General features: G+C 63.5%; 13 protein-coding genes. 8 read left to right on the top strand and 5 right to left on the bottom strand.

Going from position 1 to position 12,252, the window contains the following annotated elements:
- Positions 1-25: 25 nt before the first annotated feature.
- The 3 genes from AAIL66_RS10365 to AAIL66_RS10375 form a co-directional block, all read right to left on the bottom strand.
- Positions 26-1,789 (bottom strand): methyl-accepting chemotaxis protein, encoded by a 1,764-nt coding sequence (locus tag AAIL66_RS10365; protein ID WP_343496663.1) that lies wholly within the window; start codon positions 1,787-1,789, stop codon positions 26-28.
- Positions 1,790-1,927: 138 nt separating this feature from the next.
- Positions 1,928-2,455 (bottom strand): inorganic diphosphatase, encoded by a 528-nt coding sequence (gene ppa, locus AAIL66_RS10370; protein ID WP_003056663.1) that lies wholly within the window; start codon positions 2,453-2,455, stop codon positions 1,928-1,930.
- A 226-nt stretch (positions 2,456-2,681) separates the two neighbouring features.
- Positions 2,682-3,206: an Mpo1-like protein gene (locus AAIL66_RS10375; protein ID WP_045839647.1), complete on the bottom strand. Its 525-nt coding sequence runs from the start codon at positions 3,204-3,206 to the stop codon at positions 2,682-2,684.
- 61 nt (positions 3,207-3,267) lie between these two features.
- On the opposite strand from AAIL66_RS10375, the gene AAIL66_RS10380 reads away from it, so the two are divergent.
- From AAIL66_RS10380 to AAIL66_RS10405, 6 genes are all read left to right on the top strand, one after another.
- A complete protein-coding gene (locus AAIL66_RS10380; RefSeq protein ID WP_045839648.1) occupies positions 3,268-4,080 on the top strand; it encodes a Crp/Fnr family transcriptional regulator in 813 nt (270 codons plus the stop codon).
- A gap of 182 nt (positions 4,081-4,262) precedes the next feature.
- A complete protein-coding gene (locus tag AAIL66_RS10385; protein WP_034357051.1) occupies positions 4,263-4,844 on the top strand; it encodes a DUF2889 domain-containing protein in 582 nt (193 codons plus the stop codon).
- A gap of 97 nt (positions 4,845-4,941) precedes the next feature.
- Positions 4,942-6,084, top strand: coding sequence for a GTP 3',8-cyclase MoaA (gene moaA, locus AAIL66_RS10390; protein ID WP_343496664.1), 1,143 nt, complete (start codon positions 4,942-4,944; stop codon positions 6,082-6,084).
- Positions 6,077-6,742 (top strand): molybdenum cofactor guanylyltransferase MobA, encoded by a 666-nt coding sequence (mobA, locus tag AAIL66_RS10395; RefSeq protein WP_034393159.1) that lies wholly within the window; start codon positions 6,077-6,079, stop codon positions 6,740-6,742. The genes moaA and mobA overlap by 8 nt, the downstream gene beginning before the upstream one ends.
- 86 nt (positions 6,743-6,828) lie before the next feature.
- Positions 6,829-8,202 (top strand): molybdopterin-binding protein, encoded by a 1,374-nt coding sequence (locus tag AAIL66_RS10400; RefSeq protein WP_343496665.1) that lies wholly within the window; start codon positions 6,829-6,831, stop codon positions 8,200-8,202.
- Positions 8,203-8,255: 53 nt separating this feature from the next.
- Entirely contained in the window at positions 8,256-8,582 is a 327-nt protein-coding gene (locus tag AAIL66_RS10405) for a thioredoxin family protein (protein WP_343496666.1), read from the top strand.
- A 27-nt stretch (positions 8,583-8,609) separates the two neighbouring features.
- Here AAIL66_RS10405 and rnhA read toward each other — a convergent pair whose 3' ends face one another.
- Positions 8,610-9,059, bottom strand: a complete 450-nt coding sequence (gene rnhA, locus AAIL66_RS10410; protein ID WP_003066200.1) for a ribonuclease HI — start codon at positions 9,057-9,059, stop codon at positions 8,610-8,612.
- A complete protein-coding gene (locus AAIL66_RS10415) occupies positions 9,056-9,889 on the bottom strand; it encodes a class I SAM-dependent methyltransferase (RefSeq protein WP_034356964.1) in 834 nt (277 codons plus the stop codon). The genes rnhA and AAIL66_RS10415 overlap by 4 nt, the downstream gene beginning before the upstream one ends.
- A 19-nt stretch (positions 9,890-9,908) precedes the next feature.
- Here AAIL66_RS10415 and gloB point away from each other — a divergent pair, with 19 nt between their 5' ends.
- Both gloB and AAIL66_RS10425 read left to right on the top strand, forming a co-directional pair.
- Entirely contained in the window at positions 9,909-10,682 is a 774-nt protein-coding gene (gene gloB, locus AAIL66_RS10420) for a hydroxyacylglutathione hydrolase (RefSeq protein WP_034356961.1), read from the top strand.
- Positions 10,682-12,214, top strand: coding sequence for a transglycosylase SLT domain-containing protein (locus AAIL66_RS10425; RefSeq protein WP_343496764.1), 1,533 nt, complete (start codon positions 10,682-10,684; stop codon positions 12,212-12,214). The genes gloB and AAIL66_RS10425 overlap by 1 nt, the downstream gene beginning before the upstream one ends.
- The last annotated feature ends 38 nt before the right edge of the window (positions 12,215-12,252 follow it).

The following is a 12,252-nucleotide window of genomic DNA, read 5'->3' on the forward strand; positions in this document are numbered from 1 at the left end:
CGTTGAAACCGGCAATACCTCGACCTCAGAACTGCTCCCAATCCTGGTCATTGCTCAAGGCGGGCTGAGCCGTTTTGACCGGCGCAGGCACAGCCTTGCCCGGGCCTTGATCGGCTAACGCCGCAGCCCGCGGGCCAGCGCTCATGCCGGCCTTTGCAACCGGCTCGACCCGATTTTTCAGCGCCGCAGCGGCAAAGCTCTGTGCCTGATTCCCCAACTGAAAAATCGCCACCGAATCGACCAGCGCCTTGGCCTGGCGCTGCAAAGAATCGGCGGCCGCCGCACTCTGCTCCACAAGGGCCGCATTCTGCTGCGTGGTCTGATCCATCTGGGTGACGGCTTCACCCACCTGGGCCACGCCCTGGCTCTGTTCGCGACTGGCCGCGCTGATCTCGCCCATGATGTCGGTCACGCGGCCTATGGCCGTCACGATTTCGGCCATGGTGTCACCGGCCTTGTCCACCAGTTGCGAGCCTTGCTCCACGCGCTCCACGCTGGCATGGATGAGCTGCTTGATTTCCTTGGCCGCCTCGGCGCTGCGCTGGGCCAGCGTGCGCACCTCGCCCGCCACCACGGCAAAGCCACGGCCTTGCTCGCCGGCACGCGCGGCTTCCACGGCCGCATTCAGGGCCAGGATATTGGTCTGGAAGGCAATCGAGTCAATGACGCCGATGATGTCGGCGATCTGGCGGCTGCTGTCGTTGATGCCCTTCATGGTGTCCACCACCTGGGCAACCACATCCCCGCCTCGACCCGCGACATCGGAGGCATTCTTTGCCATTTGATTGGCTGTCTGGGCATTGTCGGCGTTCTGGCGCACGGTCGAACCCAGTTGCTCCATGGAGGCCGCCGTTTCCTCCAGGGCGCTGGCCTGGCTTTCGGTGCGCGCCGAAAGATCCGCATTGCCCTGAGCGATTTCGCTGGACGCAAGGGCCACGCCATGGGCATTGCCGCGCACATCCTGGACCACGGAGGACAGTTGCCGACGCATGTCTTCCAGCGCATTGAGCAGCAAGCCCATTTCATCGCGGCGCTGGTTCTTCACCACCATGCCCAGCCTGCCGGCAGCCACGGCCTGCGCCAGCTCAACTGCCGTGGCCACAGGAGCCGTGATGGCGCGTGTCATCGCAATGCCGACCACGGCGGCAAACAGCACCACCAGCGCCAGCGTACCGAGCAGCCAGTAGCGGGCCAGCTCGAAACTGGACTTTTCGGCCTGCTGGGCCTGAGCCGCGTTCTCGAGCTGCAGCGTCATCAGCTTGCCCGTGCTTTCCGCCAGCTGGCTGAAGGCCTGTTCGGACAGCCCTGCAAAAAACAGCCCCAGCTCGTCGGCCATACCTGCCTGGCTGTCCACGGTGTTGTAGTCGCCATCGCGTGCCCGCGCCAGCAACTGCTCGTGCAGCTTCAGGAAATTCGCCTTGTTGGCCTGATAGCCCTCGTAGGCCTCGCGCAGCGGCGGGCTGGCAATCAGCTCATGGACTACCTTCTCCTGCTCGGCAATGGTTTTCAGGCGCTGCTGGATCTGCTGCTCGTAACCTTCGATCTCGACCAAGGTGCGAGCGGTGGCGATGCCTGCCTCATGGCGGCGCAGCCGGTTGTACTCGGAGCGCATGGAGGCTGCGTTGTAGACACTGGGCAGCGCCACTTCGGAAACCTCACGGCCCGCAGCATGAATGCTGGACAGCTGCAACCAGGCCACCAGGCCGAGCAATGCAGACAACAACACCAGCGCCGTAAAGCTGATGCCCAACTTGGTCCCCACGCGCCAGTCCGAAATCTTCCAACTCATGCGCATCCCCTCGTATATATCGATACAGGCAATAAAAAACGCACCAAGCGATGTCCGCCGGGTGCGTTTCAAATTGTATATATGCAGATAGCGAGGCTTCTCTGCAAGTAAAGGTTAGAGACCCTTTACTAGTTTGGATCAGCCCTTGTAGTTGGCGATACCGTCCACGATTTCCTTGTGTGCCGCGTCCACGCCCTTCCAGCCCAGAACCTTGACCCACTTGCCCTTTTCCAGATCCTTGTAGTGCTCGAAGAAGTGGGCAATCTGCTGCAGGGTCAGCTCATGGATGTCGCTGAGGTGGTTGATCTTGTCGTAGGAAGGCAGCAGCTTCTGTGTGGGAACGGCCAGAACCTTGCCGTCGACGCCGGATTCGTCTTCCATCTCCAGAATGCCGATGGCACGGCAGGGCACCACCACGCCGCTGGGCAGGGGGAAGGGAGTCATCACCAGCACGTCCACGGGGTCGCCGTCGCCAGACAGGGTCTGGGGCACATAGCCGTAGTTCACGGGGTAGTGCATGGCAGTGCCCAGGAAACGATCCACGAACAGGCAGCCGGATTCCTTGTCCACTTCGTACTTCACGGGAGCCGAGTTGGCCGAGATTTCGATGACGACGTTGAAGACTTCAGGCGTCTTGGAGCCGGGGGTCACATTGTTCAGAGACATGATGGTTGGGAGAAGTAATACAAAAAGCCCGCCAGAGCCAACAAAGCATCGGCACCTGAGGGTCAGCCCGCGATTTTAGGCGCATGACCCTAACGCTGGCATTACATGTTTGAAAGATGCGCGTGCAGTCGTGTATTCCCGCCGGGCAGCCTCGCCCACTTCAATCATGAAAACCCACTCAAACCAATACCCATAAATCGGTGTCAGCTCTCAGAACAAGAGCATGTCAGGCGCTCACCGGGTGGCGGCGACGCACGGGCCCGCTGCGCTGCTCCACCGCAGCCTGCACCTCCTTGCGCAGGCCCAGAGCAAAACCCAACTCGGCCGCCACAAACAGCGGGCCTATCAGCAGGCCCATCACATCGTCAAGAAAAGCGGGCTTGCGTCCTTCCCAGTAGTGACCGATGAACTGGATCACCCAGCCCAGCACAAACAGGCCTAGCCCCCAGGCCAGCCAGCTCCCCATGGGCTGCGCGGCGACAGGAGTCGCCAGCGCCAGCATGGCGGCCAGCAACACGCTCATGAACAGGCCGTATCGCCCGTCGAGCCGCCAGTAATACACTGCTGCAGCAACCGCTGCCAGCAGAGCCAGCGAGATCGGCATGCCGCCAAGCGCTCCCCATTGCAGCCTGGCCAGCAGAATCACCACCGCCTGCATGATCATGGGCACACCGATGTAGTGCGTGACGATATTGCGCGGGTCGCGGTGGTAGTCGGCGTAGTTGGACAGTTGATCGATTAGGGTTTTCATCGCTGTATCTCCTTGTCGCTTGTCAGAGCATGGTGGCGCAGCATCAACCTTGCCGTCTGTCATGCCACCGACACAAGCGCTAAACCCTTCACCCAGGCCTGCACTGGCCTCAGTGCCCACTGCACGCAAGCGCGGCAGCTTCGAGCATGTCAACTCCAATGATCTCTGGGCCATCGTGCAGGCCGGCCGCTGGTTCCGCTCGCTGCCGCCGGAATTGACCGCCCAGATGCAGCAACTGGCCCAGCCAAGGCTGCTGGCCGCCGGCGAATGGCTGTTTCGCCGCGGCGATGCCCCCTGCGGCCTGTATGCGGTGGCCAGGGGATCGCTCAGCATCTCCGGCACGGCAGCGCTTCAGGAAAACACCCGCACGGCCTTGCTGACCTTGATCGAGCCGCCGAGCTGGCTGGGCGAGATCGCCCTCTTCGATGGCGAGCCCCGCACCCACGACGCCTGCGCCAACACCGCCTGCGCCCTGCTGCATATCCCTATACCGCCGCTGCGCGAATGGCTGGATGCCAACCCGCATTGCTGGCGCCACATGGCCCTGCTGCTGACCCACAAGCTGCGTGCCAGCCTGATCGCGCTGGAGGAGCAGACCGTGCTGCCTGCACCGCAGCGCGTGATGTGCCGTCTGGTGCAAATGGCCATGGGCCACGAGCAATGGGCCGACCGCATGCGCACCCACCGCGAGCTGGCCGTCTCGCAGGAGCAGATCGCACGCATGCTGGGCCTGTCACGCCAGACCACCAACCAGATCCTGCAGGAGCTGCAGCAGGCCGGCTGGCTGCAACTGCGGCGCGGCAAGCTGGAAGTTCTCGACCTGGCCGCACTCAAGGCCGCAGCACTCACCGGGCAAATCCCTACTAGCAGCTAGGCGCTGCCGGCCTGGTTCGGGGTCGCCCCCGCCCCGCTGTCCGCTTGGTGCTGGACAAGCCTGCTATCTCTTTGATAATGAAATCGGGTCTGATGCACCAGACCCGGCTCAAGATCATCGCGGGCGACCCAGCCGAGTTCCGACATGCCGTCGTTGTCGCCCGCCATAACAACGGATACCCCATGCCCCTGTCTCCCAGTGCCAGCCGCAAGCCAGTCCCCATCAATATGCGCGACGTCAAATACCGGGGCTATGCCCGCGATGACGGCATGTGGGACGTGGAAGCCGAGCTGATCGACCAGAAAACCTATGACATCGAGCTTCATGGCCGCCGCAAAGTGCCAGCGGGCAAGCCGATTCACCATATGTGGATCCGCCTGACCATCGATGCCGACATGGTGGTGCACGGCATAGAGGCCGCCATGGACGACCACCCCCTGGGCCACTGCCCCCAGGCCACAAAGTCCATGCAAAAGATGGTGGGCTGCTGCATAGCCCGCGGCTGGCGCCGCGCCATTGCCGACAATCTGGGCGGGGTAGTGGGCTGCACGCATCTGCGCGAGTTGCTGTTCAATATGGCAACACCCGCTTTTCACACCGTGCTCAACCAGTTCGGCCCCAATGGCTCGGGCCTGCCGCCACGTCATCTGGGTCAGTGCCTGGGCTGGGACTTCAACGGACCCGGCGTGGCCGAGTTCTACCCCGAGTTCAAGGGCTGGAAGCCGCTCTCTCAGCAACCCGTGAAAACCACTACAAAAGACTGATCCACAATACCATCAAGCGCCACCAGCTATCAATTTTGATAGCCCACAACAAGCCCGCAGCCGGCCCGGACTTCACTCTTGCGGCACAATCGAGCCCATGGCAGAACGTGTGATCCCCTTGGTCGATGAGCGTGCGGCATCCCGCAGCGCAATCGTCCCCAGCCCCCTGCAGGCCCCTACCGGGCTGCTGCAGGATCAATGGGGACGGCCTTTGCGCGACCTGCGCATCAGCGTCACCGACCGCTGCAACTTCCGCTGCAACTACTGCATGCCCAAGGAAGTTTTTGACAAGAACTACCAATATCTGCCCCACAGCTCGCTGTTGAGCTTCGAGGAAATTACGCGCCTGGCCAGGCTTTTTGTCGCCCATGGCGTGCGCAAGCTGCGCCTGACCGGCGGCGAGCCGCTGCTGCGCAAGAACATCGAAGCCCTGATCGCCCAGCTGGCCGAGCTGCGCACGCCCGACGGCCAGCCGCTGGACCTGACACTGACCACCAACGCCTCGCTGCTGGCGCGCAAGGCACGCGCTCTGAAGGACGCCGGCCTGAATCGCGTGACCGTCAGCCTCGACGGACTGGACGACGCCGTGTTCCGGCGCATGAACGATGTGGACTTCCCCGTGACCGATGTGCTGGCCGGCATCGAGGCTGCACAGACCGCGGGCCTGTCGCACATCAAAGTGAACATGGTGGTCAAGCGCGGCACCAATGACGACCAGATTCTGCCCATGGCCCGCTACTTCCGCGGCACGGGAATCACGCTGCGATTCATCGAATACATGGACGTGGGAGCCACCAACGGCTGGCGCATGGACGAGGTGCTGCCCTCCGACGAGGCCATAGCCCGTCTGCGCGCCGAACTGCCGCTAATCCCGCTGGCACCCAGCGCCCCGGGCGAGACCGCCGTGCGCTGGGGCTATGCCGATGCCAGCGGCCGACATGATCCGCAGCTGGGCGAGGTGGGCGTCATCAGCAGTGTGACCCACGCTTTCTGCGGGGACTGCAACCGTGCACGCCTGTCCACCGAGGGTCAGCTCTATCTGTGCCTGTTCGCCAGCCAGGGCTGGGATTTGCGTAGCCTGCTGCGCACCGGTGCCAGCGATGCCGAGATTGCAGCCGCCATTGCCCCCATCTGGCAACAGCGCGACGATCGCTACTCGCAAATGCGCAGCGAAATGCCCCCCGATATGGCGCCAGTGCGGCAAGGTCGGCGCATCGAGATGAGCTATATCGGTGGCTGACTCACGCATCACCCCCGAGCAGATCACCGGTTGCGTGCTGGCCGGAGGACGCGGTGCGCGCATGGGCGGTGTGGACAAGGGCCTGCAGAGCTTTCAAGGCTTGCCACTGGCACTGCATGCATTGCAGCGCCTGGCTCCGCAGGTCGGCCCCTTGCTCATCAATGCCAATCGCAATACAGCAGCTTACGCCGAGCTGGGTCGGCCACTGGCTGCCGAGGTCTGCGCCGACAGCCTGCCCGACTACCCAGGCCCGTTGGCGGGCTTCATGGCCGGCCTCGCGCATTGCCGCACGCCATGGCTGCTGTGCGTGCCCTGCGATACGCCGCTGCTGCCCCTCGATCTGGCTGCGCGAATGCTGGCGTCGCGTGGCGATGCCGATATCGTCATCGCTCACGGCTGGGATACCGAGCATGCCCAGCCGGGGCAGCCGCCGCAACTGCGCCCCCAGCCCGTGTTCTGCCTGCTGCGGGCCGGACTCGCCTGCAGCCTTGAGCGCTTCATCACCAGTGGTGGCCGCAAGATAGACGCCTGGACCGGCCAGCATCACAGCGCCCAGGCCGTATTTGACCGCCCCGGGGACGAACAGGCCTTCAGCAACGCCAACACGCTGGCCCAGTTGCTTGATCTGGAGCAAATCGCCCCCGAACGCCAATCCTGAGTCACCGGCACCACCAGCCAAAAGCGTAAAGTGCCACGCAGCCCCATGGCCGCATCCGTCATGAGGTTTTTTTATTTTTTGCTGTTATGACTGCGACTTTTCAACCTGCCGCTTCCACCAGCGCCCAGACGCTGACCACTGACCAGGTACTGCAACAGCTGCAAGCCTTGCTGCAGCCGCTGGGTGCGATCGCCGAGGTGGAAGCCGTCGCCCTGCCCGATGCACTGGATCGTGTGCTGGCAGCCGATGTGATCTGCCCCGTCAACGTACCACCCCACGACAACAGTGCCATGGACGGCTATGCCTTTGCCGGCAGCGAACTGGAGCAGGCGCGGCCCGGCCAGCCGCTGATGCTGCGTGTGGTGGGGACAGCTCTGGCAGGAGGGCCTTGGCAAGGCCGGCTTGGCGCGGGCGAATGCGTGAAGATCATGACGGGTGCGGTCATGCCGGTGGGTGCGGATACCGTAGTCGCCCATGAGCAAGCCAGCTCTGGCGAGGAGTGCATTCAGTTTGACGCCAGTGCCCTGCGTGCAGGTGCCAATCGTCGCCTGCGCGGCGAAGACCTGGAGCAAGGCTCTGTGGCACTGCAGGCCGGCCAGCGTCTCACACCAGCCGCCCTGGGTCTGCTGGCCAGTCTGGGACTGGGCCAGGTCAGCGTGCGACGCCGCCTCAGCGTGGCTTACTTCTCCACCGGCGACGAGCTGCTGAGCCCAGGTGCCGAGCCGCGCGAGGGAGCCATCTACGACAGCAACCGCTTCAGCCTGCAGGCGCTGTTGCGCCGGCTGGGAGCCCATGTGCTGGACCTGGGGGCCGTGCCCGATGAACCGGCCGCACTGGAAGAGCGCTTGCGCGAAGCAGCCACCCTGGCCGATGTGGTGCTGACCAGTGGCGGCATCAGCGCCGGTGAGGCCGATCACACCCGTGCGATGCTTCAGCGCCTGGGCACTGTGCAGTTCTGGCGGGTGGCCATGCGTCCCGGTCGGCCACTGGCGGTGGGCCTGCTCGCTCCCGCCGGTGGAATCTCATTGACCAGATCAACAGGCATCCCGATCAAGACAAGCGCAAACAGCTCACAAAATCTGAGCAATCCACCGCCCACTCAGCGCCCTGCGGTGCTGCTGGGACTGCCCGGCAACCCGGTGGCCGCCATGGTGAGCTTTCTGATGTTTGTGCGCCCGGCCCTGGCCATGCTGGCAGGCGAACGCAGCCCCTCCGTGCCATTGCTGCAGGCGATCAGCCGCGAGCGCCTGCGCAAACGCCCGGGCCGCACCGAATATCTGCGCGGCGTGCTCGAACTCAATGAGAAGGGCCAGGCCGCCGTGCGCACCACGGGACCGCAAGGCTCGGGCGTGCTCAGCTCCATGGTCGCCGCCGACTGCATCATCGTGCTGGACGATGCACGCGGCGACGTCCAGCCCGGAGAATCCGTCAATGTCCTGCTGCTGCAGGGGCTGATCTGAAGACGGACTTTCTGCCTGGTCTTCTACCCTCGATCCATTCTGGGAAATATTTCATGCCATACCAAGCCACCCACTGGGCCACAGAACCCACAAGGCAGGCCATCGATGCGCTCAAGGGCGCGAATTTGCTGGAATTCGGCACCCCCTGGTGCGGCCACTGCCAGCGCGCCCAGCCGCTGTTGCAGGCTGCGCTGGCAACCCAGCCAGAACTAGCGCACATCAAGGTGGAAGACGGTCCCGGCCGGCCGCTGGGCCGCAGCTATCGCGTCAAGCTCTGGCCCACGCTGATTTTTCTGCGTGACGGCAAGGAAGTAGCGCGCATCGTGCGCCCCGAATCCGAGCAACAGATCCAAGAAGCGCTGGCACAAATCACGAGCTGAGCCAGCGCATCTACCCCGGCTCCTGGCTCAGCCCTTCTTAAGTGCCAGCTCCACGCCCTTGTTGGCAAGCGCATCGGCGCGCTCATTGCCGGGGTCTCCGGCATGGCCCTTGACCCAGCGCCAGTCGATGCGGTGGCCGCTGCCCTGCACCAGCGCGTCCAGCTGCTTCCAGAGCTCGACATTCTTGACGGGCTCCTTGGAAGCGGTAACCCAGCCCTTGGCCTTCCAACCCTGGATCCACTCGGTAATGCCTTTGCGCACGTACTGACTATCCAGATACAGCACCACATCGCAGGGACGCTTGAGCGCGGACAGCGCCTCAATCACGGCCTTGAGTTCCATGCGGTTATTGGTGGTTCCCAGTTCACCACCGAAGAGTTCCTTCTGTGCCGATCCGGCCTGCAGCAATGCGCCCCAGCCGCCAGGGCCGGGATTGCCCTTGCAGGCACCATCGGTATAGATCACAACTTGATTCAATTTTCTTCCTTGTTACGCCAGGACATGTCCGGCGGCTGCCTCTGGGTCACGGGCGCCTTCATGCCGGCCGGCACGCTGCTCTTGCGCCAGCTCGGGCTCATCAGCCGCATGCCCTGCACACGCTTGACGGCCACCACGCAATAGACGCCCCCCATCACCGGCCAGCAGCGGTGGCCCAGGCCTTCCATGAACTGCCAGCGGCTCAGCCACTTTTCACTTTGAGTGGCAGGACGATAACAGCCAAATTGCACTGCTTCGATCTCGAAGCTCAGCAATCGCAGCCAATCGCGCAAACGCCAGTAGCCCACACCCAGGCTCAAGTCCGGCAAATAGCCCGCACTGCGCTCCACCCGGCGCTGCAAGCCCAGCAGGCTTGAGGGGTTCAGCCCGCTGATCACCAGCCTGCCTTCCGGCACCAGCACGCGTGCAGCCTCGCGCAGCGCGGCATGCGGATCGTTGCAAGCCTCCAGCGTATGCGGCATCAGCAACAGGTCGAGGCTGGCCTCGGCAAAAGGCAGGGCTTCCGGGGCGGTTCTGAGCGCCGGCATCAACGGGGCAGAATTCTGTGCTTCATCAGCGGGCGGCTGCTGCTGCGACACTGCAGTCGCCCTCGCTTGCGCTACAGTGCCTGCTTTTGCATCCGGAACGGGATCGAGACCCTCCAGCGCCAGCCAGCGATGAGGCATGCGATTGCTGCGCAGTCCTTGCAGCTGCGGCAAGCCCAGCTGCAAGGCGTGGTAGCCAAAGATATCGGCCACCGCCTCGTCAAAGCGCTGCTGCTCCCATTTCAGGAGATAGTGCCCGAGGGCTGAATCCGTCCAGTGATGCATCTCTATAATTTTGCAGCTCATGAACCTGTTGCCCATTCCCGCTTTTTCCGACAACTACATCTGGATGCTCCACGATGCAGAACATGCCGTGGTCGTCGATCCGGGTCAGGCCGAGCCTGTGCTGGCCACCTTGGCACAGCGGGGTCTGAAACTGCAGGGCATTTTAGTCACCCACCATCATGCCGACCATGTGGGCGGCGTGGACGCCATTCGCGCGGCCACGGGTGCTCCGGTCTGGGGCCCCGCCTACGAGACCCTGCCCGAGCCCGTGACGCGCGTGCAGGGGGGCGACCACGTGGAGCTGCTAGGCGGCCCCTGGCAGGTCATCGATGTGCCGGGGCATACCAGCGGCCATATCGCCTTCTTCAGCACCCGGGCGCAAAGCCAGCCCCTGCTGTTCTGCGGCGACACACTGTTCTCGGGCGGCTGCGGTCGCCTTTTCGAAGGCACGGCAGCGCAGATGCAGGCCTCGCTGGACGCACTGGCCGCCCTGCCCGGCAACACGCTGGTGTGCTGCGCACATGAGTACACAATTTCCAACCTGCGATTTGCGCAGGCCGTGGAACCAAACAACCCGGAACTGGCTCAGTATCTGGAACATTGCCAGCAACTGCGCAAGAGCGGGCAGCCGACGCTACCCTCCACATTGCAGACCGAGCTGGCCATCAACCCGTTCATGCGAAGCCGCGCTGCAGATGTGATCGCAGCCGCCGTGCACCATGATCCTCAAACCAGGCCCGAGGAGCCCGCCAGCGTTCTGGCTACCTTGCGCCAATGGAAAAACGTTTTCTGATGAAGCTGCTATCCACCCTGCTGCTGACAAGCGCACTGATATTGACTGGCTGCGCCACCACCAGCAGTGTCGACCCCATGTATCCCAATGGCCCGCTCAAACCCCTGGGCCAGGGCAAAGTCGGCAGCGCTGAAGTCGCTGAGCTTGAAGCCACAGGCGACCTCTGGGTACGTATCCGCAAGGGCTTTGCCATGCCCAACCTTGAGCAGGATCTGGTCCAGAACCAGGAGCAGTGGTATGCCACGCGCCCCGACTACATACAGCGCATGACGGAGCGGTCGAGCAAATACCTGTTCCACATCGTCGAGGAACTGGAGCGCCGCAACATGCCGACAGAGTTGGCGCTGTTGCCTTTCATCGAGAGCGCCTTCAACCCTCAGGCCGTCTCCAGCGCCAAGGCCGCCGGCATGTGGCAGTTCATGCCGGCCACGGGCACCTATTTCGACCTCAAGCAGAATGTCTTCCGCGATGATCGCCGCGATGTGCTGGCCTCGACCCGCGCCGCGCTCGACTATCTGCAAAAGCTCTACAACATGTTCGGCGACTGGCATCTGGCCCTGGCCGCCTATAACTGGGGCGAAGGCAGCGTGGGCCGCGCCATCAAGCGCAATGAAAAGCTGGGCCAGCCCGCAGGCTACCTCGACCTGCAGATGCCGGCCGAAACCCGCAATTACGTGCCCAAGCTGCAAGCCGTCAAGAACATCGTGGCCGAACCCGAGAAGTTCAACACCGAGCTTCCCATCATCGAGAACCACCCCTATTTCCAGGCCGTGGATCTCCCGCACGACATCGACGTTGAGCTGGTGGCCAAGCTGGCCGATTTGAGCGTCAAGGACTTCAAGGCACTCAATCCCAGCTTTCACAAACCGGTGATCTTTGCGCGCGCCACGCCACAGGTGCTGCTGCCCTGGGACAACGCCAAGGTTTTCCGCCGCAATCTGCAGGCCTATAGCGAAGGCCAGTTTGCCAGCTGGACGGTATGGACCGTGCCCACCACCATTACCGTGGCCGAAGCCGCCCAGCGTGCAGGCCTGGGCGAAGCCGACCTGCGCGCCATCAACAACATCCCGCCGCGCATGCTGATCAAGGCCGGCTCGGCTCTGATGGTGCCGCGCGATGCCAACGTCAAGACCGATGTGCCCGGCCATGTGGCCGACAACGGTCAGATCTCCTTCGCCCCCGAAATCGTGACCGTGCGCACCACGGTCAAGGCGCGCAAACGCGATACCCTGGTCAGCGTTGCCAGCCGCTATGGCATCAGCGTCTCCAACCTCGCGGACTGGAACGACCTCAAGTCCACGGCATCCTTGCGCCCCGGCCAGTCGCTGATTGCCTACCTGCCCAGCCGCGCAGCCCGCAGCGCACGCGCCGAAGCCAACGACAGCCCACGCGAGTCAGCCCGCAACACCCGTGGCGGCAGCAAGGTGGCAGCCTCCAGCAAGAACGCCAGAACCAGCAGCGCGCCCGCTCCCCGTGGCGGCAAGAGCGAACCCAAGGCACGTGGCGGCACACCAGCCAAGAAGCGCAAATAATCTTCGCCGCCCGCCAAAAAGCCCGCTGTTCGTAAGAA

The sequence above is a fragment of the Comamonas sp. F1-6 genome (genome assembly GCF_039581415.1).
Taxonomy (GTDB): Bacteria; Pseudomonadota; Gammaproteobacteria; order Burkholderiales; family Burkholderiaceae_C; genus Comamonas; species Comamonas thiooxydans.

What these genes read in the sequence shown, in the direction of transcription:
- AAIL66_RS10375 (WP_045839647.1), bottom strand. Translation starts at nt 3,206, where the DNA reads ATGAAAACCCTAATCGATCAACTGTCCAACTACGCCGACTACCACCGC.
- AAIL66_RS10405 (WP_343496666.1), top strand. Translation starts at nt 8,256, where the DNA reads ATGCCATACCAAGCCACCCACTGGGCCACAGAACCCACAAGGCAGGCC.
- gloB (WP_034356961.1), top strand. Translation starts at nt 9,909, where the DNA reads ATGAACCTGTTGCCCATTCCCGCTTTTTCCGACAACTACATCTGGATG.
- AAIL66_RS10380 (WP_045839648.1), top strand. Translation starts at nt 3,268, where the DNA reads ATGCCACCGACACAAGCGCTAAACCCTTCACCCAGGCCTGCACTGGCC.
- AAIL66_RS10415 (WP_034356964.1), bottom strand. Translation starts at nt 9,889, where the DNA reads ATGCATCACTGGACGGATTCAGCCCTCGGGCACTATCTCCTGAAATGG.
- ppa (WP_003056663.1), bottom strand. Translation starts at nt 2,455, where the DNA reads ATGTCTCTGAACAATGTGACCCCCGGCTCCAAGACGCCTGAAGTCTTC.
- AAIL66_RS10385 (WP_034357051.1), top strand. Translation starts at nt 4,263, where the DNA reads ATGCCCCTGTCTCCCAGTGCCAGCCGCAAGCCAGTCCCCATCAATATG.
- AAIL66_RS10400 (WP_343496665.1), top strand. Translation starts at nt 6,829, where the DNA reads ATGACTGCGACTTTTCAACCTGCCGCTTCCACCAGCGCCCAGACGCTG.
- moaA (WP_343496664.1), top strand. Translation starts at nt 4,942, where the DNA reads ATGGCAGAACGTGTGATCCCCTTGGTCGATGAGCGTGCGGCATCCCGC.
- AAIL66_RS10365 (WP_343496663.1), bottom strand. Translation starts at nt 1,789, where the DNA reads ATGAGTTGGAAGATTTCGGACTGGCGCGTGGGGACCAAGTTGGGCATC.
- AAIL66_RS10425 (WP_343496764.1), top strand. Translation starts at nt 10,682, where the DNA reads ATGAAGCTGCTATCCACCCTGCTGCTGACAAGCGCACTGATATTGACT.